Source organism: Reyranella massiliensis 521, from assembly GCF_000312425.1.
GTDB classification, from domain to species: domain Bacteria; phylum Pseudomonadota; class Alphaproteobacteria; order Reyranellales; family Reyranellaceae; genus Reyranella; species Reyranella massiliensis.
The window spans coordinates 3,012,470-3,034,577 of sequence record NZ_HE997181.1; the positions used below are offsets into that span (position 1 = coordinate 3,012,470).

General features: G+C 64.5%; 20 protein-coding genes and 1 other RNA gene. 14 read left to right on the plus strand and 7 right to left on the minus strand.

All coding sequences use genetic code 11. The annotated features are described in order from the left end of the window. Positions 1 to 26: 26 nt before the first annotated feature. From BN60_RS14760 to BN60_RS14770, 3 genes are all read left to right on the plus strand, one after another. Positions 27 to 1,055, plus strand: coding sequence for an extracellular solute-binding protein (locus tag BN60_RS14760; RefSeq protein WP_020696861.1), 1,029 nt, complete (start codon positions 27 to 29; stop codon positions 1,053 to 1,055). After that, the gene (locus BN60_RS14765) at positions 1,052 to 2,158 is read left to right on the plus strand and encodes an ABC transporter ATP-binding protein (RefSeq protein ID WP_020696862.1); all 1,107 of its coding nucleotides are present in this window, start codon (positions 1,052 to 1,054) and stop codon (positions 2,156 to 2,158) included. Before BN60_RS14760 ends, BN60_RS14765 begins: the two co-directional genes overlap by 4 nt. A gap of 119 nt (positions 2,159 to 2,277) precedes the next feature. Next, on the plus strand, positions 2,278 to 2,727 hold the full coding sequence (locus BN60_RS14770; protein ID WP_020696863.1) for an ester cyclase: 450 nt from the start codon (positions 2,278 to 2,280) through the stop codon (positions 2,725 to 2,727). Here BN60_RS14770 and BN60_RS14775 read toward each other — a convergent pair. Further along, on the minus strand, positions 2,724 to 3,908 hold the full coding sequence (locus tag BN60_RS14775) for an aminotransferase class V-fold PLP-dependent enzyme (RefSeq protein ID WP_083856118.1): 1,185 nt from the start codon (positions 3,906 to 3,908) through the stop codon (positions 2,724 to 2,726). The two genes, BN60_RS14770 and BN60_RS14775, sit on opposite strands and share 4 nt — an antisense overlap. A gap of 58 nt (positions 3,909 to 3,966) precedes the next feature. Between BN60_RS14775 and BN60_RS14780 the strand changes: the two genes are divergently transcribed. The 11 genes from BN60_RS14780 (at position 3,967) to BN60_RS14825 (ending at position 13,782) form a co-directional block, all read left to right on the plus strand. After that, on the plus strand, positions 3,967 to 4,929 hold the full coding sequence (locus tag BN60_RS14780; RefSeq protein WP_020696865.1) for a Gfo/Idh/MocA family protein: 963 nt from the start codon (positions 3,967 to 3,969) through the stop codon (positions 4,927 to 4,929). Positions 4,930 to 4,935: 6 nt separating this feature from the next. Further along, complete coding sequence (locus tag BN60_RS14785) at positions 4,936 to 5,667, plus strand: SDR family NAD(P)-dependent oxidoreductase (protein WP_020696866.1); 732 nt, start codon at positions 4,936 to 4,938, stop codon at positions 5,665 to 5,667. Between the two features lie 52 nt (positions 5,668 to 5,719). Continuing rightward, positions 5,720 to 7,042 carry an LLM class flavin-dependent oxidoreductase gene (locus BN60_RS14790; RefSeq protein ID WP_020696867.1) on the plus strand — a complete coding sequence of 441 codons (1,323 nt, stop codon included), beginning with the start codon at positions 5,720 to 5,722 and terminating at the stop codon, positions 7,040 to 7,042. 78 nt (positions 7,043 to 7,120) lie between these two features. Then, positions 7,121 to 7,215, plus strand: an RNA gene (ffs, locus tag BN60_RS29845) — signal recognition particle sRNA small type. A 96-nt stretch (positions 7,216 to 7,311) separates the two neighbouring features. Then, entirely contained in the window at positions 7,312 to 9,111 is a 1,800-nt protein-coding gene (locus tag BN60_RS14795; RefSeq protein WP_020696868.1) for a DNA polymerase III subunit gamma/tau, read from the plus strand. Next, positions 9,111 to 9,440, plus strand: coding sequence for a YbaB/EbfC family nucleoid-associated protein (locus BN60_RS14800; protein ID WP_020696869.1), 330 nt, complete (start codon positions 9,111 to 9,113; stop codon positions 9,438 to 9,440). The genes BN60_RS14795 and BN60_RS14800 overlap by 1 nt, the downstream gene beginning before the upstream one ends. Continuing rightward, positions 9,441 to 10,034, plus strand: coding sequence for a recombination mediator RecR (gene recR, locus BN60_RS14805; protein WP_020696870.1), 594 nt, complete (start codon positions 9,441 to 9,443; stop codon positions 10,032 to 10,034). Between the two features lie 27 nt (positions 10,035 to 10,061). Next, the gene (locus tag BN60_RS14810) at positions 10,062 to 10,664 is read left to right on the plus strand and encodes a DUF4126 domain-containing protein (protein WP_020696871.1); all 603 of its coding nucleotides are present in this window, start codon (positions 10,062 to 10,064) and stop codon (positions 10,662 to 10,664) included. A gap of 78 nt (positions 10,665 to 10,742) precedes the next feature. Next, positions 10,743 to 11,477 (plus strand): arginyltransferase, encoded by a 735-nt coding sequence (locus BN60_RS14815; protein ID WP_020696872.1) that lies wholly within the window; start codon positions 10,743 to 10,745, stop codon positions 11,475 to 11,477. 158 nt (positions 11,478 to 11,635) lie between these two features. Then, on the plus strand, positions 11,636 to 12,181 hold the full coding sequence (locus tag BN60_RS14820) for a TRAP transporter small permease subunit (protein WP_020696873.1): 546 nt from the start codon (positions 11,636 to 11,638) through the stop codon (positions 12,179 to 12,181). After that, positions 12,178 to 13,782, plus strand: coding sequence for a TRAP transporter large permease (locus BN60_RS14825; protein WP_020696874.1), 1,605 nt, complete (start codon positions 12,178 to 12,180; stop codon positions 13,780 to 13,782). Before BN60_RS14820 ends, BN60_RS14825 begins: the two co-directional genes overlap by 4 nt. Before the next feature lie 92 nt (positions 13,783 to 13,874). On the opposite strand, the gene BN60_RS14830 is transcribed toward BN60_RS14825, so the two are convergent. The 6 genes from BN60_RS14830 to parC form a co-directional block, all read right to left on the minus strand. Further along, positions 13,875 to 14,978, minus strand: coding sequence for a TRAP transporter substrate-binding protein (locus BN60_RS14830; protein ID WP_020696875.1), 1,104 nt, complete (start codon positions 14,976 to 14,978; stop codon positions 13,875 to 13,877). 296 nt (positions 14,979 to 15,274) lie between these two features. Continuing rightward, positions 15,275 to 16,381 (minus strand): TRAP transporter substrate-binding protein, encoded by a 1,107-nt coding sequence (locus tag BN60_RS14835; protein WP_020696876.1) that lies wholly within the window; start codon positions 16,379 to 16,381, stop codon positions 15,275 to 15,277. A 185-nt stretch (positions 16,382 to 16,566) separates the two neighbouring features. After that, entirely contained in the window at positions 16,567 to 17,673 is a 1,107-nt protein-coding gene (locus BN60_RS14840) for a TRAP transporter substrate-binding protein (RefSeq protein WP_020696877.1), read from the minus strand. 152 nt (positions 17,674 to 17,825) lie between these two features. Further along, the gene (locus BN60_RS14845; protein ID WP_020696878.1) at positions 17,826 to 18,932 is read right to left on the minus strand and encodes a TRAP transporter substrate-binding protein; all 1,107 of its coding nucleotides are present in this window, start codon (positions 18,930 to 18,932) and stop codon (positions 17,826 to 17,828) included. Between the two features lie 91 nt (positions 18,933 to 19,023). After that, a complete protein-coding gene (locus tag BN60_RS14850) occupies positions 19,024 to 19,830 on the minus strand; it encodes an undecaprenyl-diphosphate phosphatase (RefSeq protein WP_020696879.1) in 807 nt (268 codons plus the stop codon). Between the two features lie 2 nt (positions 19,831 to 19,832). Continuing rightward, entirely contained in the window at positions 19,833 to 22,073 is a 2,241-nt protein-coding gene (gene parC, locus BN60_RS14855; protein ID WP_020696880.1) for a DNA topoisomerase IV subunit A, read from the minus strand. Positions 22,074 to 22,108 lie beyond the last annotated feature (35 nt).

Genomic DNA, 22,108 nt, shown 5'->3' on the forward strand with positions numbered 1-22,108 from the left:
AACTAAAGACAATGGAGGATATGCCTATGTATCGCAGGACCATGACCGCAACCGCCATCGGGTTGGCGCTAGGCCTTGTCGGCCTGCCGGCAGTGGCGCAGAGCCAGTTCGGCTCCAAGGAGCTGATCGCGGCGGCCGAGAAGGAAGGCCAGCTCACGCTCTACACGGCCGACTTCGCGGAAACGCAGCAGGAAGTCATCAAGGAATTCAACAAGACCTTCCCGAAGATCAAGGTAGCCATGGTCCGCGCACCGGGCGGCCAGCTCATCACCCGCATCAAGACCGAGGCAGCCGCCGGCAAGCTCGGCGCCGACGTCGTGAACCATTCCGACCGCGGCCTGATGCTGGAGCTCGCCGACCTCTTCCAGGACTATGCCCCGCCGAACGCTGCCGACTATCGCCCCGACGCACTGGTCTCGCCCAAGCTGTGGCCGGGCGTCACCCTGGGCTGGGCCATCGCCTACAACACGCAGCTCGTGAAGAACCCACCCAAGAGCTGGGCCGACCTGCTGAAGCCCGAATACAAGAACAAGCAGATCGGTCAGGTGATCGGACCGTCGGGTGGCACGACCTGGACGCGCATCATGTTCGAGCGTCAGGTCATGGGCGAAGACTACTGGAAGAAGCAGGCCGAACTCGGCATCGCGCTCTATCCGTCGGGCGCCCCGCTCTCCGACGCGCTGGTGCGCGGCGAAGTCTCGATCGCGCCCCTGCTCTACAACATCATCTACACGAAGATCGTCGACGGCGCTCCGGCCGAAGCCATCTTCGCCCCCGAAGGCGTGCCCATCGTCCCCTACGCCGACGGCATCACCAAGGCGTCGAAGAACCCGAATGCCGCGAAGCTGTTCATGAACTGGCGTCTCTCCAAGGAAGGTCAGGCGTTCATGATCAACAAGCTCGGCAACATCACCTCTCTCAAGGAGCCGCCGGCCTTCCCGAAGGGCTGGGACCCCAAGAAGATCAAGGTCTGGGTGCCGAACTTCGAGCAGTTCTCCAAGCTGCGCGCGACCTGGATCGAGGAGTGGAACAAGACCTACGGTTATCGCCAGTGAGCTCCGCTCTTCTCATCGAGAACCTCGTAAAGCGGTTCGCGGCGGGCAAACCCGCCGTGGACGGGGTGAACTTCGACGTACCGGCCGGCGAGATCGTGGTGCTGCTGGGGCCTTCGGGCTGCGGCAAGACCACGACCTTGCGCTGCGTCGCCGGTCTCGAACACCCAACCGGCGGCCGCATCTCGATCGGCGGCCGGGTCGTGTCGGAACCCGAGCGCAATCTGCTGGTGTCACCGCGCGAGCGCGACATCGGCATGGTGTTCCAGTCCTACGCCGTCTGGCCGCACATGACGGTGAAGCAGAACGTAGCCTATCCACTGAAGCACCGTCGCAGCAGCAACGGCAGTGGGAACGTCGACACGAAAGTGCACGAGACGCTCGAGCTGGTCGGTCTCGGCGACTATGCCGAACGGCCTGTGACGTCGCTGTCAGGTGGCCAGATGCAGCGTGTTGCGCTGGCGCGCAGCCTGGTCTACCGGCCGCAGCTCCTGCTGCTCGACGAGCCGCTCTCCAATCTCGATGCCAAGCTGCGCATCCGGCTGCGCGACGAACTGCGGCGCATTTTGAAGCAGACCGGCATGACCGGACTCTACGTCACGCACGATCAGGCCGAGGCCGTGGTACTGGGCGACCGCATCGGCGTCATGCGCGACGGCAAGCTGCTGCAGATGGCTCCGCCCGGAGAGATCTACAATAGGCCGGCGGACTCCTTCGTCGCCAACTTCACCGGCGCGTCGAACGTGCTGTTGGGCAAAGTGTTGGAACGCCAGGGCGAACGCGCGACCATCGATCTCGGCGCGGCCGGCCGAATCGAAGCCTGGACGCCGCAGACCCTCGCCGCCGGCGATCGCGCGCGCGTGGCCCTGCGCGCCGAGAATATCCGCCTCGGCGAGCGCGGCCCCACAAACGCCTTCACCGGCCGCGTCGTCGAACGCCGCTACCAGGGCATGCAGACGGTCTACGACGTCGAGTTCGGCGGCCAGAAGCTCGAAGTGCTGGAACTCGGCACGGCGGCCCGCCATCAGGACGGCGAAGTCGCTCTTACCCTGCCGCCCGATACCTGCTGGGCCTATCGCGACGAAGGTCAATCCGCGATCGACTGAATCGCGAGCGCGTCCGCGAAATTTATTCGCGGACGCCGGCGGATATTGGCGAACCCTTCCGACGGACATGGTGCGGCCACGGACCAATCGTGGTCGCAACAGCGCGAAGGATCGTCATCATGTCCAAGGAACAGGAAAACAAGGAAATCGTCGGACGCTGGTTCGCGGAATTCTGGGGCAATCCCTGGAATCCCAAGATCGTCGACGAACTCGCCGCTCCCGACATCCTGCTGCAGTACTCGCTGCACGCACCCCGTCGTGGCCGCGAGGACGTGAAGAACTTCATGGTCGGCTTTCGCGAGGCCTTCCCCGACCTGGAGTTCGGCGGCGCGGCCGATCTCATCGCCGAAGGCGACTATGTCGTCGGCCAATGGAAGGGCGGCGGCACCCACACCGGCCCGGCCTTCAGCGATTTCCTGATCGGATCGCTGCCGGCGGCCTCCGGTCGCGAGATGCGCTTCACCGGCACGACCGTCCTGCGCATCAAGGACGGCAAGGTCGCCGAGGAAATCGGTCTCGACGACGGCGTAACCGCCCTGCAGCAGCTCGGCATCCTGCGAGCGGCCTAGCCTGACTGAAGCCCGGCACGAAGCGCCGCCGCCAGCGGCGCATCGTGCTCGGGCAGCAGAACCTGCGGATCGAGCGTCAACACGCCCCGCGCGGCATGGCGTTCGGAGAGATGCACGGGTGGATCGCCCTTCTGCAAGCGGGCGCTGAGCGCCAGCGCATCGCGCACGGCGATCTCCAGCACGGGCACACGGCCCGTCCTCGCAGCAGGAACAAGGGTCACGTCGAAGCCGTTCAACGAAGCGGCAATGGCTTCGAGCCGCGTTTGAAGAGCCGCATTGGCCGCTCCGTCGTCGGCCGCGATGAACCGGTCGAGCGCGGTCAACAGCCCGACGATCTCCTCCTTGCCGGCCTTGAACCCGCGTCCGATGCCGTGATGCGGCACGCCCCGCAGGTTGGCGCGATCGACCAGCCTGGGCGGAGTCCAGGTGTCGGGGGCCACGTCCATGTCGAGCTGCTGCAACAGCGCCGAGGCCACGAGGTCACGCCGGCCCGCCAGAATGCCCGAGGCTTGCGGCCCGCCCAACGCCTTGCCGCCGGAGAAAGCCACCAGATCGGCGCCCATGGAAATGAAGCGGCGAAGGTTCTCCTTGGGCGGCAACTGCGCCGCCGCGTCGATGATCAAAGGAATACCCTGCGCTTTGCAGACCGATGCCGCCGTTGGCAGGTCGGCGAGACTCGTGGCATTGACCGAGAAGAACACCGCGACCACCGAGGGCGAGAGCGCCGTCTCGATCTCCCAGGCTTCGAGGCCGCGTACACCCGCCCCTGTGCCGCGGTCGTTATGGCCGATATCGACCAGCCGCGCGCCGGACGCTGCCAAGGCATGGGCATAGCCGGTGCGCTGTGTGCGCGGCACCAGGATGTCGCGCGGAAAGCCGTCAGCGTGTGGCAGAGCCGCCATCTTGGCCACGTCCCAGCGCGCGATGGCTGCTGCCGCGGCCAAGGTGAGTGCCGCCGCAGCGCCCGTCGTCACCATTCCGGCCTCTGCGCCGGTCGCCTCGGCAATGCGCCGGCTCGCGGCATCCTGCAACTCGCCGATATCGACCGACGCGCGCGACGCCGCCGACATCGCCTCGACCACTTCCGGTGCCATTATCGCACCACCCAGCCGCGTCAGCGCACCCGCAGCGTTGATGCGACGCCGTACATCCAGCGCCGCGTAGGGATCTATTCCTATCATCGACCGACCTTAGCGCAAGAGGCGCCGGACAGGGCAATTTGCGATAGCCTCCTTGCCAATGATCAGGATCGGCCTCCTGGGCGCGGGGACGATGGGCGCCGTGCATGCAAGCGCCTATGCCGGCATGCCCGACGTCGAGGTTGTCGGCGTCTTTGCGCGCACCCTCGACCGTGCCCGTCGGGTCGCCGAGATCTGCAAGTCCGAACCTGTCGACGATGCCCGCTCCCTGATCGGCCGGCCCGACGTCGATGCCATTGACGTCTGCCTGCCCAGCGCACTCCACCCTGAGTTCGTCGTCTCTGCGCTGGACCAGGGCAAGCACGTCTTCTGCGAGACGCCGATGGCCCTGGAGATGGATCGGGCGCAGGAAATGCGCGCCGCCGCCCGCAAGGCAAAGCGCCTGCTGCAGGTCGGGTTGCTCATGCGGTCGGTCGGTGCCTACGAGCACGTCAAGGCGTCGACACTGTCGGGCGAGCACGGCCACCTGGTCACACTCTCGACCTGGCGGCTGGGCTCCTACCTGCATCCCGATGCGCCGGGACGCAAAGCCCACTATTCAGATCCCGCAATCGAACTGATGACGTTCGACTTCGATGTCCTGCTCTGGTTGATGGGCCGTCCCGCGCGGCTGGCCGCCACGGGTGGCGGCGACGTCACCGCCCTGCTCGACTATGCCGACGGTCGACATGCCACCGTCACGGCAAGCGGCTTGATGCCGCCGGGCTCGCCCTTCACGGTCGGTTTCAGAGCCCTCTTCGAGCGTGCGGTGTTCACGTTGCAGACCATCTTCGTCGGCACGGTTCCAGACAGCACCTTCACGGTGGCAACCACCAGCACGCCGCCCACCGAAGTGCCCATAGCAGGCCGCAATCCCTATGACGCTGAGCTGCGCCGTTTCATCGATTGCATTGACGGTACCGCCGATCCCGCTTTCCTCGATGCAGACCGAGCCATCGAAGCGCTCGACCTGTCCCTCGCAACGCAACGCGCCCTTGCCGGGGGCCAGTCGGTCACGCTCTAAAGTGACATGGACTACGAACTTCGCGGCAAGACCTGCCTTGTCACCGGGGCAAGCTCCGGAATCGGCGCCGGCGTCGCACGGCTTCTCGCCCAACAGGGTGCCCGCGTTGCCGCGACAGCACGGCGTGCGGACAAGATCGCCCACCTCGACGGCGTGACCTCCATCGCAGGCGACGTCACCAGTGCGACGGACATTGCACGCATCGTCGACGAGGCCACGAAGACCCTGGGTCCAATCGACATTCTGGCCAACTGCGCCGGCGGCTCCCGGCCGACGGGACCCGATGCCGGCGAAGATGTCTGGGAGGAGGCGTTTGCCCTGAACTTCACGGCTGCGCGGCTCCTCACCAAGGCGCTGCTGCCGGCGATGCGGGCGCGCAAATGGGGCCGCATCATCAACATCAGCGGCTCGATGGAGCCACGCGGCCTGAATGCCGCCATCGCGGCCAAGGCCGCCCTTCATCTCTGGGCCAAGGGCCTGTCGTGCGATGTCGCGGCCGACGGCGTGACCGTGAACACCATCCAGCCCGGCCGCATCAATTCCGAGCAGATCCTGCAGAAGCTGCACCCGACCGAGGAAGCTCGCCGCAGCTTCATCGAGCGCAACGTCCCGATCGGCTATTTCGGAGAGCCGGAAGACGTCGCGGGCCTCGTCGCCTTCCTCGCCTCACCTGCGGCGCGCTACATCACCGGCGCCGTGATCCCGGTCGACGGCGGTATGCACTACTTCGCACACTGATCGGACAGGCTGAAAGATGAAACGGGACATCCAACCACCACAAGACCGCCAAATGCGGCTCGGCGTCTTCGTGCAGACGCCCGGCCATCATGTCGGCGGCTGGCGGCATCCCGACGCGACCGTGGAAGGATGGCCCAATCTCGGCCTGATGCAGCACATCGCGGCGACGGCGGAGCGCGGCAAGTTCGACATGTTCTTCCTGGGCGACGGCTTCGCGACGGGATACGGCGAGCATCCCTCGACCATCGGCAAGTTCGAGCCGCTGACCCTGCTGGCAGCACTCGCCATGGGAACGAAGAAGCTCGGCCTCGCCGCCACTGCCTCGACGACCTATGCCGAGCCCTATCACGTGGCGCGCGGCTTCGCGTCGCTCGACCATATCTCCGGTGGGCGCGCGGGCTGGAACGTCGTGACGACGGCCTATGCCAAGTCGAGTGCCGTGTTCGGCCGCCGGCATCCGCCCCATGCCGAGCGCTACGCGATCGCAGAGGAGTTCGTCGAGGCATGTCGGCTCCTGTGGGACAGTTGGGACGACGGCGCGTTCATCGGAGACAAGAAGGCCGGCCAGTTCGTCCGTCCCGGCAGCCTTCACATTCCGGATTTCAGGGGCAAGTACTTCACCATCGAAGGCGCGCTCAACGTACCGCGCTCGCCGCAGGGCCATCCGGTGCTGATCCAGGCCGGCTCCTCCGGCCCCGGTCAGGCGCTGGCCGCACGCATCGCCGACGTCGTCTTCACGGCGCAGAACGATCTGGGCGAAGCTCAGGCGTTCTACGCCAGCATGAAGGCGCAGCTTGTCCAACAGGGCCGCAGTGCCAACGAAGCGCTGATCATGCCCGGCGTGATGCCCGTCGTCGGTCGTACCGAGGACGAGGCTCGCGAGATCTTTGCCGAGTTGAACCGCAACATCGACACGGCGCAGGCCTTCACCGTTCTTTCCGAGCGACTGGGTGCCGACATGTCGGTCTATCCTCTCGACGGCCCCGTTCCCGACGTCCCCGAAACCGAACATCTCAAGAGCAGGGCCGCCCTGTTGTTGCAGATGGCGCGACGCGAGAACCTCACGCTCCGGGAACTCTTCCACCGAGTGGCCGCGGCCCGCGGCCATCTCCTGCCCGTCGGCACGCCCGAACAGATTGCCGACGTGCTGGAGCGCTGGTTCCGGTGCGGCGCGGCCGACGGCTTCAACGTGATGCCGCCCTTCTTTCCCGGTCCGTTCGACGATTTCGTGAATCTGGTCGTTCCCATCCTCCAGGAACGCGGCCTGTTCCGCGCCGACTACACCGGCACGACGCTACGCGATCATCTGGGCCTGCGGCGTGTCTCCGACCGACGCAGCCATTCCGCAAATTTCTCCACTGAATCAAGGTGTTGATCGTTTGTTGCCGGGGTAGGGAAAACGCCGCATCTCAGCCCTTGCGCGATGCCATCCGACTCCTGATATAACCCCCTCGAGGGGCCGGTGTGGGCGGAGCAGTCGCCAACCCGGTCAGATCCGGAAGGAAGCAGCCGTAACGAATTCGCTTCGGGTCATGCCGGTCTCTCACCCGTTCTTTTGCGCGCGCCGCCGCGAAAGGCGGGCGGCCTAGGCGCGACGACCGCCGGGCCTGAAGGGGCCACGGCGCACCACCGGGTAGGACCGCCATGGCGAAAGCCTCCAAAGGCACTGGTGCCGATACTGGGACCAAGGACGTCGCGGCACCCGCACTTCCCTACCGTGTCCTCGCCCGCAAATACCGTCCCGTCGATTTCACCACGCTGGTCGGCCAGGAAGCGATGGTGCGCACCCTGCGCAACGCCATCGCCACGGGCCGCATCGCCCATGCCTTCATGCTCACCGGCGTGCGCGGCGTCGGCAAGACCACGACTGCGCGCATCATCGCCCGCGCTCTGAACTGCGTCGGTCCCGACGGCACCGGCGGCCCGACAGTCGATCCCTGCGGCGTCTGCGCCAACTGCACGGCGATCACCGAGGACCGCCACGTCGACGTGATCGAGATGGACGCCGCCTCGCGCACCGGCATCGACGATGTGCGCGAGCTGATCGAAGGCGTGCGCTATCGCCCGGTCTCGGCGCGCTACAAGGTCTACATCATCGACGAAGTGCACATGCTGTCGGAGAAGGCCTTCAACGCGCTGTTGAAGACGCTGGAAGAGCCGCCGCCGCATGTGAAGTTCCTGTTCGCCACCACCGAGATCCGCAAGGTGCCGGTGACGGTGCTGTCGCGCTGCCAGCGCTTCGACCTGAAGCGCGTGCCGCAGGAAACGCTGGTCCAGCACTTCAGCCACATCGCCCAGGAAGAGAAGGTCGAAATCTCCCCCGAGGCGCTGACCTTGCTGGCGCGGGCTGCCGACGGCTCGGTACGCGATGGCCTGTCCATGCTCGACCAGGCGATCGCCCATGGCGGCGGTGTCGTCGATGCCGCGCAGGTGCGCGACATGCTGGGGCTGGCCGACCGCAGCCGCGTGCTCGAACTGTTCGAAAAGACGATGCGCGGCGACGCGCCGGCCGTGCTTGCGGCGCTCAGCGAGATGCACGATGCCGGTGCCGACCCCGTGGTCGTACTGCAGGACCTGCTCGAATTCACCCATTGGGTAACGCGCCTGAAGATTGCGCCAGAAGCAGCCGCCGCCTCGGCGGACAGCGAACGCGCCCAGGGCCTCGCCATGGCCGGCAAGCTCTCCATGGCGTCGCTGACGCGCGCCTGGACCCTGCTGCTGAAGGGCCTGCAGGAAACGCTGGCAGCGCCTTCGCCGCAGCGCGCCGCCGAGATGGCTTTGATCCGGCTCTGCTATGTCGCCGACCTGCCCTCGCCCTCCGATGCCATCAAGGCTTTGCAGAGCGGCGCCGCGACAACAAATGGAGCGGCTGTCGGCACACCGGCCCCGCGTGGTGGTGGTGGTGGTGGTGGTGGCGCAGCAGCGCGACTTGCGACACAGCCCGCCACGGCGGTCGCTGCCCAGCCGGCGCAGGCAATGCCCGCGCCGCGCTCCTTCACCGAAGTTGTCGCGCTGTTCGAAAGCAAGAGAGAGGCCCGGCTGGTGCACAGCCTCATGCACTACGTACATGAGGTGCGTTGCGAGCCCGGCGTGATCGAGTTCCGGCCCACGCCCAAGGCGCCGACGGATCTCGCGGCCCGGCTTGGCGAACTGCTGACGCAGTGGACCGGACGGCGTTGGCTTGCCTCGGTATCCAATGCCCAGGGCAAGCCGACCCTCGTGGATCAGAAAGCCACCAAGGCTGACGATCTGCGCTCCTCGGCAGAGAACCATGCCGTGGTGCAGGCCATCTTCAAGACTTTCCCGGGCGCCAAACTCGACGCCGTCCGGCGTAAGGGCGACCAGACATCCCTCGTTGCCGGTCTCGGCGAGTTCGTCGGCGAAGAGCCGCCACCCGCCGATGAGTATCCAGCCGACGACGACATTCCCGAAAGTGAGTTCTGATGTTCGACAAGTTGAAGGACCTCGGCGGCCTGATGCAGCAGGCCCAGCAGATGCAGCAGAAGATGCAGGAGCTGCAGGTCGCACTGGAGCGTCTGGAGATCGTGGGCTCCTCGGGCGCCGGACTGGTCAAGGTGACAGTCAATGGCAAGAACGAGACGCGGCGCGTCGAGATCGACGCCTCGCTGTTCAAGGCGGAAGACAAGGGCGTGGTCGAAGACCTGATCGTTGCGGCCGCCAACGATGCGCGCGGCAAGGTCGAACAGACCGTGCAGGAGCAGATGCGCAACATCACCGGCGGGCTGCCCCTGCCTCCAGGCTTCAAGCTCTAGATGAATGGTCCCGAGATCGAGCGGCTGATCCAGCTTCTGGGCCGCCTGCCCGGCCTGGGTCCGCGCTCCGCTCGCCGCGTGGCGCTGCATCTTCTGAAGAAACGCGAGACCTTGATGCAGCCGTTGGGTACGGCGCTGGCCGATGCCGCGCGCGCCATTCGCGCCTGCACGGTTTGCGGCAACCTCGACACCATCGATCCCTGCTCGATCTGCGCCGACTCGCGACGCGACGCCGGCCTGATCTGCGTCGTCGAGGATGTCGGCGACCTCTGGGCCATGGAACGCGGCAAGATCTTCCAGGGCCGCTATCACGTCCTTGGAGGATCGCTGTCCGCGCTGGACGGCATCGGGCCCGACGAACTCAACATCGCAACCCTCGTCAAGCGTGTGGCGGCGGGCGGCGTGCGCGAAGTCATCATGGCGACCAACGCCACCGTCGATGGCCAGACCACTGCTCATTACTTGGCGGAGAGATTGGGCGAACTCAACGTGCCGCTGACGCGTCTGGCGCATGGCGTGCCGGTCGGGGGCGAACTCGACTGGCTGGACGACGGGACGCTCGCGACCGCGCTGAAGGCGCGGCGGGCCCTGTGAAGCACCAGCAATGAGCGCCGAAACACGATGAGCGCCGAAACCCTGGCCGCCATCGCCGTCGCGCTCGGCGCCGGCTGGGCAAGTGGGCTCAACACCTATGCCGCAGTCCTCGTTCTGGGCGTGGCCCAGTGGCTGGGTTTCGTCGCCCTGCCCCAGGACCTCCAGGTGCTGGCCTCGCCCTGGGTCATGGGCGTGGCGGCTATGCTGTTTGCGCTCAATTTCCTTGCCGACAAGATCCCCTATGTCGACAGCATCAACGATGCACTTCAGACCTTTGTGCGCATCCCTGCGGGTTTCCTGCTGGCCTATGCAGCGGCTACCGGCCTCAGTCCGGAAATTGCGGTCATTGCGGGACTGCTGGGCGGAACGCTGGCCGTCGGCACACATGTCGCCAAGACCGGCTCGCGTGCCCTGATCAACACCTCGCCCGAACCCTTCAGCAACGTCGCCGCATCGCTTGGCGAAGACGTAACGGTCATCGGCGGGCTGGCTCTCGCGATTGCTTACCCAATCACTTTTCTGTGCCTGCTTGCTGTCTTCGTGGTGCTCCTCATATGGATGCTGCCGCGGCTGATCAGGCTCGCAATGACACCCTTTCGCCGACTGGCGCGAGGCCGTCAGGGCCCCTGAATTGGCAACGACTTCGACTTTTGGCGGAACAACTGCCGCTTTCCTTCGCCCGCCTGAGGGGTAAACTCCCGGCAGCACATGTTCATCCGCCAGAACATCCAGACCCTGCGGTTCTTCCGCACGACGCCGGCGATGCGATGCCCGTATCTGCCGCACCGGCTGGAGACGAAACTCGTCACCGAACTGAGCGGACCGGACGCGATCTCCCAGCATGACACGCTGACCGACGCCGGCTTCCGGCGCTCGCACCACTTCGTCTACAAACCCCTGTGCGATGGCTGCCGCGCCTGCGTGCCGGTGCGCATCCGGGTTCGTGACTTCGATCCCAGCCGTGCCCAGCGTCGCATCCAGCGCCGCAACGAGCATGTCCATGCCGTGGAAACCCAGGCCCTGGCGACCGGCGAGCAGTTCTCGCTCTTCTCACGCTATGTACTGACGCGTCACCGTGACGGCGACATGGCGGACATGGACTTCGACGACTATCGCGCCATGGTCGAAGAGAGCCCCGTCGAGACGGCGATCGTCGAATTCCGGGACGATTCGGCCGAGGGCCGGCTGGTTGGCGCCTGTTTGGTCGATTGGCTGTCGAACGGCGTCTCGGCCGTCTATAGCTTCTTCGACCCACAGGACCCGCGCCGCGGTCTCGGCACGCACATGATCCTGTGGCTGGCCAATGCTGCGGCCAAACGCGGTCTGCCCTACGTCTATCTCGGCTACTGGATCGCCGATTCCAGCAAGATGGCCTACAAGCGGGCCTTCCGGCCGCTGGAGTTCTTCGGTCCCGAAGGCTGGATGGAACTGCCTGCGACATAGGCAGTGCAACGGCGGTGGCGCAACTTGACGCACCTCCTTGGAAAACAGAAAAAACTCCCGACCGCTGGCGTCGCTAGGCGGACCAAGCTAAGAAAAGCCATCCGTGAGCGAGAGCGGATGACGGTCGAAAATTAAATAACTCGCACGCAGGGGGACGGATGCGCTTGTTGCTGCAGTTCAGCGCGCTGATCGACGCGTTAAACGAGAAGATAGGGTATATTTGCAACTGGCTTGTCTTGCTGGCCTGTGTGGTCAGCGCAGGCAATGCCATGGTGCGTTACGCATACGACACCAGTTCGAACGCCTGGCTCGAAGTGCAATGGTATATGTTCGCCGTCATCGTGATGTTCGGCGCCTCGTACACCTTGAAGCGTAACGAGCATGTGCGCGTCGATCTCTTCTACATGACCTTGAGCCGCCGCGGGCAGCTCTGGATCGACATCCTCGGCACGCTGATCTTCCTCCTGCCGACCTGCGCCATCCTGGCCTGGCTGAGCTGGCCGTTCTTCATGCAGTCCTACGAGGTGTTCGAACACTCCTCGAATGCCGGCGGCCTCCTGCGCTGGCCGATCAAGCTGGTGCTGCCGGTCGGCTTCGCCCTGGTCGCCCTGCAGGGCCTTTCCGAACTCATCAAGCGCGTGGCCTTCCTCAATGGGTATGCCGTCGACAGTCTCGAAGCCCACTACGAGAGGCCCACGCAATGATCCCCTTGGAGTGGATGCCGCCGCTGATGTTCGGCGGCCTGGTGGTCTTCATGATCATCGGCTACCCGGTCGCCTTCTCCCTCTGCGCGGTCGGGTTCTTCTTCGGCTTCCTGTCGATCGAGATGGGCTACTTCACGCTGGCCTTCATGCAGGCCATCCCTGGGCGTGTCTTCGGCAGTATCCTGTCGAACGAGCTTCTGCTCGCCATCCCGTTCTTCACCTTCATGGGCGCCATCCTGGAGAAATGCGGGTTGGCGGAGGACATGCTCGAATCGATGGGTCAGCTCTTCGGCCCCATCAAGGGCGGGCTGGGCTACTCGACCATCATCGTGGGCTTCATCCTCGGTGCCATCACCGGCACCGTAGCCGCGCAGGTCATCGCGATGGCGCTCATCACCCTGCCGGTGATGATCCGGTACAAGTACGACATGCGCTATGCGACCGGCGTGCTGGCCGCATCGGGCACCATCACGCAGCTCGTGCCGCCGTCGCTGGTGCTGATCGTGCTGGCCGACCAGCTCGGCCGATCGGTCGGCGACATGTATCTCGGCGCCTGGGGGCCGTCGCTCCTGCAGATCGCCCTGTTCGCGATCTACACCTTCTACCTCTCCATGATAAAGCCCGAGGCCCTGCCGCCCGTGCCGCGCACGCTGTTCGGCAAGGCCCTGCTAATCAAGTGCGCCTGGGGCATCATTCCCGCCGCCGTCCTGATCTTCCTGGTGCTGGGCACGATCATGATGGGCCTCGCGACGCCGACGGAAGCCGGCGCCATGGGCACGATCGGCGCCATCGTGTTGGCCGTCGTACGCAACGCACCGCTCACCAAGTTCGACCGGATCACGTTCGGTGCGGGTTGCGCTGCGGCGATCATCGGTGCCCTGATCGGCATGGTCGCGTTCAAGTCGATCCCCTTCAAGATCGCCTTCACCATCATGTTCGCGGCCATCATCTGGCTGTGCTGGCGAGCCTGGCAGGTAAAGGACTTGCGCGACCTGATCGTGCAGGCCTTCCAGGCGACGATGCGCATCACGGCGATGGTGGCCTTCATCCTGGTCGGCGCGACCTGCTTCTCGATCACCTTCCAGGGCGTCGACGGCAACCAGTGGGTCGAGCACCTGATGTCGAACCTGCCGGGCGGCGTCTGGGGCTTCCTGATCGTCGTCAACCTGTTCGTCTTCTTCCTGGCGTTCTTCCTCGACTTCTTCGAGATCGCCTTCATCATCATCCCGATGCTGGCGCCGGTGGCGCAGAAGCTGCTGACGCCGGTGGTCGGTGCCGATGCCGCGCTGATCTGGTTCGGCGTCATGATCTGCGTCAACGTGCAGACCTCGTTCATGCACCCGCCGTTCGGGTTCGCCCTCTTCTATCTACGCAGTGTCGCGCCGAAGGAAGTGAAGAGCTCGGATATCTACTGGGGTTCGATCCCCTGGGTGGTGCTGCAGCTCGTCATGGTGGCGATCGTGATCTTCGTGCCGCAGACCGTGACCTTCTTCCTGGACAAGCCGAGCGGCATCGACCCGAGCAAGGTCAAGATCGAGATCGAGGCACCGCCCTCGGACGATACGGCGCCGCCGGTTTTCAGTATTCCCCCCAAGAACTAGCCGGGCCTGGAACGCGCCGGGCAAGACCAGAAAAAGCCCCGCCTTTTCAGGCGGGGCTTTCCTTTTCCGGTTCGCTCCGTCGCGCGCGACGCTTAACGCCCCTGAGCCGACATCGAGAAATTGAAGTTGTCGAAGGTATTCTCGGCGACGCGGAACCACAGGTTCTCGTCAGTGCGGAACGCCTTCAGGCTGTCGTAGATCTTCTTGAACTTCGGATCCTTGGCCGCGAGCTCATCGTAGAACTTGTACGCCTCGAGGAAGCACGGCTCGAGGACCGAACGCGGGAATGGGCGCAGCTCGGTGCCCGCCGCCACCAGGCGACGCAGCGCCGGCGGATTGCCGGCATCGTATTTGGGCACCATCCAGGCCGTCACGCGACCAGCTGCCGCCTCGACCATCGCCTTGTAGGGCTTGGGCAACTCGTCCCATGCCTTGTTGTTGATGTAGAGCGAGCCGACCGACGCGCCTTCCCACCAGCCGGGGTAATAGTAGTACTTGGCGACCTTGTTGAAGCCGAGCTTCTCGTCGTCGTACGGGCCGACCCATTCGCAGGCATCGATCGTGCCCTTCTCCAGCGCCGGATAGATGTCGCCACCGGCGATCTGCTGCGGCACCACGCCCAGTCGCGTGAGGATGAGGCCCGCGAAACCGCCGACGCGGAACTTCAGGCCCTTCATGTCCTCCATGGACTTGATCTCTTTGCGGAACCAGCCGCCCATCTGGCAGCCCGTGCCGCCGAAGGTGATCGAGCGGAAGTTGTACTCCTTGTAGAAGTCGTTGATCAGCTCGTGGCCGCCGCCGAACTCCAGCCAGGCGTAGTACTGGCGCTGGTTCATCGAAAATGGCAGGCCGGTCTCGAACACGAAGTTCGGATGCTTGCCGAAATAGTAGTAGGCCGCGGTCTGGCCGGCCTCGACTGTGCCGTTCTGCACCGCATCGGCGACCTGCAGGCCGGGGACGATCTCGCCTGCCGCGAACGGCCGGATCTGGAACTTGCCGTCGGACATCTCGCCGACGATCTTGGCGAAGAGTTCGGAGCCGCCATACAGCGTGTCGAGCGACTTCGGGAAACTCGACGTCAGACGCCACTTCACCTCGGGCATGCTCTGAGCGATGGCCGGCGCCGCGACGGTCGTCACGGCCGCAACACCCGCAGCACCCACGCCCGCGGTCTTGATGAATTTTCTACGCTTCATCTCTTTTTTCCTCCCATAAGAAGGCCCTCATGGCCTTCCTTTGCGAGGCGAGACTGACACGCGGAATTCCGTTTGAAAAGCGCCGCCCCCCTGCGAAAACCTTTAAATCTATTCAATGTTTGCAACCCCGCGTCCGCCGGGCGCAGAGTTGCGCAAAGGTTCGATTTTACACTTTTCCGGCCCCGTAAACTCCGGCCGTGACACGTCGAAACAGGTCTCATGGAGCGCCGTCGAGAACGGCGGCAGCAAAAAGCCCCGCCGAAGCGGGGCTTTTCACCGGGCCGGGCCCGGAAGTTTCAGAGCTTGTTGGCAGCCGACTGGCGCGCCATGAAGTTGTCGAAGGTGTTCTCGGCCACACGGAACCACAGGACTTCTTCGTTCCGGAACGGCTTCCAGGAATCGAAGACCTTCTTGAACTTCGGATTCTTGGCGATCGTCTCGGCATAAAGCTCATTGGCGGCGTTGAAGCAGGCTTCCATCACCGACTGCGGGAACGGCAGGAACTTCGTGCCGGCCGCGACCAGCTCGCGCAGCGCCTTGGGATTCTGCGCATCGTACTTCGCGACCGACCAGCTCACAGTGTCGCCAGACGCCACGGCAATGGCTTCCTTGTAAGGCGCCGGCAACGCGTCGAACGCCTTGTCGCCGCAGTAGAGCGACAGCGCCGCGCAGCCTTCCCACCAGCCGGGATAGTAGTAGTACGGCGCGACCTTGTTGAAGCCGAGCTTCTGATCGTCGTAGGGACCGACCCATTCGGCGGCATCGATCGTGCCCTTCTCCAGCGCCGGATAGATGTCGCCGCCGGCAATCTGCTGCGGCACCACGCCGAGCTTCGTCATCACCTGGCCGGCAAAACCGCCGATTCGCATCTTCACGCCCTTCATGTCCTCGGGCGTCTTGATCTCCTTGCGCCACCAGCCGCCCATCTGCGCGCCGGTGTGGCTCATCAGGAAGGACGTCATCTTGTAGTCTTTGTAGAACTCGCGCATCAGCTCGAGCCCGCCGCCGTGATAGACCCAGGCATTGTGCTGACGGGTGTTCAGGCCGAAAGGCAGCGCCGTATCGAAGGCGAAGGTCGGATCCTTGCCGACATAATAGTAAGCCGCCGTATGGCCGCACTCGACCGTCTCGTTCTGCACGGCATCGACGACCTGCAGGCCCGGGACGATTTCGCCGGCCGCGAAAACGCGAATCTGGAACTTGTTGTCGGTCAGCGCCGCGACGCGCTTGGCAAAGAACTCGCCGGCGCCAAAGATCGTGTCGAGCGACTTCGGAAAGCTCGAGGCCATGCGCCACTTCACCTCGGGCATGGACTGGGCAATGGCAGGCGCCGCAAGCGCACCTGCAGCGGCTACTGTCGCACCACCAATGCCGGCGGTGCGCATGAACTTGCGACGTTGCATCTGAAAATAACTCCCTAGATTTCTTACTTTTGAGCGCGTGCCTTCTGCATCGCGAACCGCCTTCTGCGATGGGCGGGTTATCGCATAGCGCAACGGGGATGGAAAGCTAGTTGCCGCCCCCCTGAAGACAAACGGAGAACGGCTGCAGCCAGCGTACTTTACGCTTATTTTTCAAAGGCCTGCGATCAGAGCTTTCCGGCTGCCGACTGACGCGCCATGAAGTTATCGAAGGTGTTCTCGACGACACGGAACCAGAGGACTTCCTCGGCGCGAAACGGTTTCCAGGACTCGTAGACCTTCCTGAACTTCGGATTCTTCGCACTCGTCTCGGCATAGATCTCGTTGGCGGCATTGAAGGCTGCTTCCATCATTGCCTGGGAAAACGGCAGGACCTTCGCGCCGCCCGCAATCAGCTCCCGCAGCGCGCGTGGGTTCTGCGCGTCGTACTTGGCAAGGGACCAGCCCACGGTATCGCCGGCCGCGACCGAGATGGCCTCCTTGTAGGCCGCTGGCAGGGCCTCGAACGCCTTGTCGCCGCAGTAAAGCGAGATCGCCGTACTGCCTTCCCACCACCCCGGATAGTAGTAGTACGGCGCCACCTTGTAGAAGCCGAGCTTCAGATCGTCGTAGGGGCCGACCCATTCGGCAGCGTCGATCGTGCCCTTCTCCAGGGCCGGATAGATGTCGCCGGCCGCGATCTGCTGCGGTACCACGCCGAGCTTCGCCAGGACCTGACCGGCAAAGCCGCCGACGCGGAACTTCAACCCCTTCAGATCGTCGAGCGTCTTGATCTCCTTGCGGAACCAGCCGCCCATCTGCGCGCCGGTATGCCCCACGAGGAAGGACGTCATCTTGTAGTCCTTGTAGAACTCGCGCATCAGCTCGAGCCCGCCGCCATGATAGACCCAGGCATTGTGCTGGCGGGTATTCAGCCCGAACGGCAACGCCGTGTCGAAAGCGAAAGTCGGATCCTTGCCGACATAGTAGTAGGCGCCGGTGTGGCCGCACTCGACAGTCTCGTTCTGCACGGCATCGACGACCTGCAGGGCCGGAACGATCTCGCCGGCGGCAAAGGAGCGGATCTGGAACTTGTTGTCGGTCAGCGCCGCGACGCGCTTGGTGAAGAACTCGCCGGCGCCGTAGATCGCATCGAGCGACTTCGGAAAGCTCGACGCCATCCGCCACTTCACCTCGGGCATGGACTGGGCAATGGCAGGCGCTGCGAGCGTGCCGGCCGCGGCCATCGTTGCGCCGCCGACGCCGGCCGTGCGCAGAAATTTGCGACGTCGCATCTTGGATTCTCCCTAGGACTTCTTGCTTTGGCCCGCCTCTTCGAAGCGGGTTCGCTTATTGGCGTGGGAGAATTATCGCATGGCGCAACGAGGCCAAAAACAAAGAAACCCCGCCGAAGCGGGGTTTCCAGGGTCGTCTCGGACCAGGCCGATCAGAGCTTGTTGGCTGCCGACTGGCGCGCCATGAAGTTGTCCAGCGTGTTCTCGGCAACGCGGAACCACAGAACCTCTTCGCCACGGAACGGCTTCCACGATTCGAAGATCTTCTTGAACTTCGGGTTCTTCTCGTTGAGCGAGGCGAAGACTTCGTTCGTCGCGTTGAAGCAGGCTTCCAGAACCTGCGGCGAGAACGGCATCAGCTTGGTGCCGGCGGCAACCAGCTCGCGCACGGCCTTCGGGTTCTGCGCGTCGTACTTGGCGAGCATCGAGGTGTGCGCCTTGGCGGCAGCCGCTTCTACGATCGCCTGGTATGACTTCGGCAGCTCCGCCCACTTCGCGGTGTTGACGTAGGCCGAGAGCTGCGGGCCGGCTTCCCACCAGCCGGGGTAGTAGTAGTACGGCGCGACCTTGTTGAAGCCGAGCTTCTGATCGTCGTAGGGGCCGACCCATTCGGCAGCGTCGATCGTGCCCTTCTCCAGCGCCGGATAGATATCGCCGCCGGCAATCTGCTGCGGCACCACGCCAAGCTTCGTCAGCACCTCGCCCGCGAAACCGCTGACGCGGAACTTCAGGCCCTTGAGGTCATCGACGGTCTTGATCTCCTTGCGGAACCAGCCGCCCATCTGCGCGCCGGTGTTGCCGCAGGGAATGGCGTAGATGTTGTAGTCCTTGAAGAAGTCGTTCATGAGCTGGCGGCCGCCGCCCCAGTTCATCCACGCATCCTGCTGGCGCGCGTTGAGACCGAACGGCACCGCGCAGTCGAGCGCGAACGTCAGGTCCTTGCCGACATAGTAGTAGGACGCGGTGTGGCCCATCTCGACCGTGCCGTTCTGCACGGCATCCGCCACCTGCAGGCCGGGGACGATTTCGCCGGCCGCGAACAGGCGGATCTGGAACTTGCCGTCCGTCGCTTCGGAAACGTACTTGGCGAAGATCTCGGCCGAGCCGAAGATCGTGTCGAGCGCCTTGGGGAAGCTCGACGCCATACGCCATTTCAATTCGGGCGAGGACTGAGCGATGGCGGGCGCGGCCAGCGTGCCGGCGGCTGCCACAGTGGCCGTGCCGATGCCGGCCGTGCGGATGAACTTACGACGTTGCATTGAACCTGGACTCCACTCGTGTGGCGGAACGGCAAGACATGCCGCCCGAATTGCGCGCCTTATGACACGCAGGCCACCCGAGGCAAAAGGTTCAATGCATGAGCAATAACGCGAGCGCCAATGCGCCCACTGCAATGCGATACCAGGCGAAGACCGTGAAGCCGTGACGGCTGATGAAACGCACGAAGGCGCCGACCACCAGGAACGCGGCTACGAAGGCCGAGATGAAGCCCAGGGCGATGATGCCGCCATGGTCCCAGCTCAAGAGCGACCAGTTCTTGTAGAGATCGTAGACGGTCGCGCCGAGCATGGTCGGCATCGCCAGGAAAAACGAGAACTCCGCCGCAGTCGCACGATCCACGCGAAAAACACGCGCCCCCATGATCGTGGCGCCGGCACGGCTGACACCCGGGATCATGGCAAGGCACTGGCAAAGCCCGACCAGCAGTGCGGTCTTGAAATCGACTTCGTCGAGCGACTTGATGCGCGGGCGTTGCGCATACCGTTCGATCACCAGGATCGCGATCCCGCCCACGATGAGCGCGATCGCCACCACCATGGGATCGAACAGCAGCGACTTGATGTACTTGTGCGCAAAGGCGCCGACGATTGCCGCCGGCAGGAAGGCGATCAGGACGGCTGTCGCAAAGCGTAGCGCAGGTTTCTCGCGCTCGATCACGCCGGTTGCGGTCGACCAGATCTTGCGGCGGTAGAGCAGACAGACCGCCAGGATCGCGCCGAGCTGGATCACGATCTCGAACACCTTGCCGGGCGGTCCCTGGAAATCCAGCACTGCCTCGGCGAGGATGATGTGGCCGGTCGACGAAACCGGCAGGAACTCGGTAAGGCCTTCGACAACGCCGATCAGCAGCGCCTTCCAGATCAGCGTCAGGTCCATTCTCAGTCCTTGAACCGTTTGGCCCGCGGCCAGCCCTTCTCTGGCATGCGCCCCGCCTGCGCACGTTCACCGCGCCAGAACTTCAGTTCGCTGGCCGGGATCACACGGTTGCCCCAGGGCAGCCCCTCCGAGAGCTTGAAGGCCTGTGCATCCGACAGGTGGTCGCCCTTGGATTTCTGCAGCAGCACGCCGCGGCCACGGCCCATTTCGGGAACCTGATCCAGCGGGAAGATCAGCAGCTTGCGGCCTTCGCTGAGAGCTGCGGCCGAATCGGCCCCCTCGGGTACGATGGAGAAAGCCTGCGCCTTCTCCTTGTCGGCGAGATTCAGGACCTGCTTGCCGTTCTTGGTCTGCGCCACCACGTCGTCTTCCGGCACGATGAAGCCGCGGCCGGCATCCGACGCCACGAAGAACTTGCGGCCGCCTTTCAGGACGATGAGCTGCACGATGTCCTGCTCGTTGCCCAGTTCGATCATCAGGCGAATCGGTTCACCATGGCCGCGCGCGCTGGGCAGCCGGTCGCAGCCCAGGGTGTAGAACCGACCGTTGGTGCCGAACACCAGCACCTTGTCGGTCGACTGCGCGTGGATGGCGAAGCGTGGCCCATCGCCTTCCTTGAACTTCAGGTCCGCCGCGGCCTTCTCGTCGAGATGGCCCTTGGCGGCGCGGATCCAGCCCTTCTCCGACAGGATCACCGTCATCGGCTCGCGCTCGACGAAGTCCTCGATCGCGTGTTCGATCTCGGCCGGCGCATCGGCCAGCTCCGTGCGGCGACGCCCGAGTTCGGTCTTGCCGCCGAACTTCTTCTTGGTTTCCCGAACTTCGTCGGCGACCCGTTCCCACTGCAGGCCTTCGTCCTTCAGCAGCGCCTTGAGATCCTTGCGCTCGGCCGTGAGCTTCTTGTGCTCGCCACGGATCTCGAACTCCTCGAGCCGGCGCAACGCGCGCAGCCGCATGTTCAGGATCGACTCGGCCTGCAGGTCGGTAAGCCCGAACGCCTTGATCATCTTCGGCTTGGGCTCGTCCTCCTCGCGGATGATCTTGATCAGCTTGTCCAGGTTCAGATAGGCGATCAGGTAGCCGTCCAGGATCTCCAGCCGCCGCTCGATCTCGGCCAGGCGGAAGGTCGAACGCCGCACCAGCACTTCGCGGCGGTGATCCAGGAAGGCCTGCAGCGCCTCGCGCAGGTTCATCACGCGCGGCGTGTTGTCCTTGTCGAGGACATTGAGGTTCAGCGGGAAGCGGATCTCGAGGTCGCTGAGCTTGAAGAGCTGTTCCATCAGCAGCTCGGCCGGCACGTTGCCGGTGCGCGGCTCCAGAACGATGCGCACGTCGTCGGCCGACTCGTCGCGCACGTCCTCGAGGATCGGCAGCTTCTTGGCGTTGATGATCTCGGCGATCCGCTCGATCAGCTTGCCCTTCTGGACCTGATACGGAATCTCCGTGACGACGATCCGGTACTGGCCGCGCGGAAGCTGCTCGACTTCCCATTTGGCGCGCAGGCGGAAGGCGCCGCGGCCGGTCTTGTAGGCTTCGACGATCGACTCGCGCGGCTCGACCAGGATGCCGCCGGTCGGGAAGTCCGGTCCCCTCACGAGGTCGACCAGTGTCTCGATGCGCGAGTTCGGCGTCTTGATGAGATGCAGTAGCGCGTCGCACAGCTCGCCGGCATTGTGCGGCGGGATCGAGGTCGCCATGCCGACGGCGATGCCGGCCGCACCGTTGGCCAGCAGGTTGGGAAAGCCGCCCGGCAGCACCACCGGCTCTTCGGTCGAACCGTCGTAGTTGGGCCGGAAGTCGACGGCATTCTCGTCGATGCCCGCCAGCAGCGCCTCTGCAACGGCGGTGAGGCGCGCCTCGGTGTAACGCATGGCCGCCGGGTTATCGCCGTCGATATTGCCGAAGTTGCCCTGGCCCTCGATCAGCGGATAGCGGGCGGCGAAGTCCTGCGCGAGCCGCACCAGCGCGTCGTAGATCGACTGGTCGCCGTGCGGGTGATACTGGCCGATCACGTCGCCGACCACGCGCGCACTCTTCTTGAAGGCGCTGTTGGGGTCGAGCCGGAGCTGGCGCATGGCATAGAGCAGCCGGCGATGCACCGGCTTCAGCCCGTCGCGCACATCGGGCAGCGACCGCGACATGATGGTCGACAGTGCATAGGACAGGTAGCGCTCCTGGAGCGCTTGCCCGAACTGGACCGGCTTGACCGCCGCGAGAGGGACGACGTTGTTGCGCTTTGCCATTTACCGGACGTGAGGGGAACCGGCCGTAAATTTTC

Coding starts and splice junctions, on each gene's coding strand:
- BN60_RS14760 (WP_020696861.1), top strand. CDS start 27: ATGTATCGCAGGACCATGACCGCAACCGCCATCGGGTTGGCGCTAGGC.
- BN60_RS14770 (WP_020696863.1), top strand. CDS start 2,278: ATGTCCAAGGAACAGGAAAACAAGGAAATCGTCGGACGCTGGTTCGCG.
- BN60_RS14775 (WP_083856118.1), bottom strand. CDS start 3,908: ATGATAGGAATAGATCCCTACGCGGCGCTGGATGTACGGCGTCGCATC.
- BN60_RS14780 (WP_020696865.1), top strand. CDS start 3,967: ATGATCAGGATCGGCCTCCTGGGCGCGGGGACGATGGGCGCCGTGCAT.
- BN60_RS14785 (WP_020696866.1), top strand. CDS start 4,936: ATGGACTACGAACTTCGCGGCAAGACCTGCCTTGTCACCGGGGCAAGC.
- BN60_RS14790 (WP_020696867.1), top strand. CDS start 5,720: ATGCGGCTCGGCGTCTTCGTGCAGACGCCCGGCCATCATGTCGGCGGC.
- BN60_RS14795 (WP_020696868.1), top strand. CDS start 7,312: ATGGCGAAAGCCTCCAAAGGCACTGGTGCCGATACTGGGACCAAGGAC.
- BN60_RS14800 (WP_020696869.1), top strand. CDS start 9,111: ATGTTCGACAAGTTGAAGGACCTCGGCGGCCTGATGCAGCAGGCCCAG.
- recR (WP_020696870.1), top strand. CDS start 9,441: ATGAATGGTCCCGAGATCGAGCGGCTGATCCAGCTTCTGGGCCGCCTG.
- BN60_RS14810 (WP_020696871.1), top strand. CDS start 10,062: ATGAGCGCCGAAACCCTGGCCGCCATCGCCGTCGCGCTCGGCGCCGGC.
- BN60_RS14815 (WP_020696872.1), top strand. CDS start 10,743: ATGTTCATCCGCCAGAACATCCAGACCCTGCGGTTCTTCCGCACGACG.
- BN60_RS14820 (WP_020696873.1), top strand. CDS start 11,636: ATGCGCTTGTTGCTGCAGTTCAGCGCGCTGATCGACGCGTTAAACGAG.
- BN60_RS14825 (WP_020696874.1), top strand. CDS start 12,178: ATGATCCCCTTGGAGTGGATGCCGCCGCTGATGTTCGGCGGCCTGGTG.
- BN60_RS14830 (WP_020696875.1), bottom strand. CDS start 14,978: ATGAAGCGTAGAAAATTCATCAAGACCGCGGGCGTGGGTGCTGCGGGT.
- BN60_RS14835 (WP_020696876.1), bottom strand. CDS start 16,381: ATGCAACGTCGCAAGTTCATGCGCACCGCCGGCATTGGTGGTGCGACA.
- BN60_RS14840 (WP_020696877.1), bottom strand. CDS start 17,673: ATGCGACGTCGCAAATTTCTGCGCACGGCCGGCGTCGGCGGCGCAACG.
- BN60_RS14845 (WP_020696878.1), bottom strand. CDS start 18,932: ATGCAACGTCGTAAGTTCATCCGCACGGCCGGCATCGGCACGGCCACT.
- BN60_RS14850 (WP_020696879.1), bottom strand. CDS start 19,830: ATGGACCTGACGCTGATCTGGAAGGCGCTGCTGATCGGCGTTGTCGAA.
- parC (WP_020696880.1), bottom strand. CDS start 22,073: ATGGCAAAGCGCAACAACGTCGTCCCTCTCGCGGCGGTCAAGCCGGTC.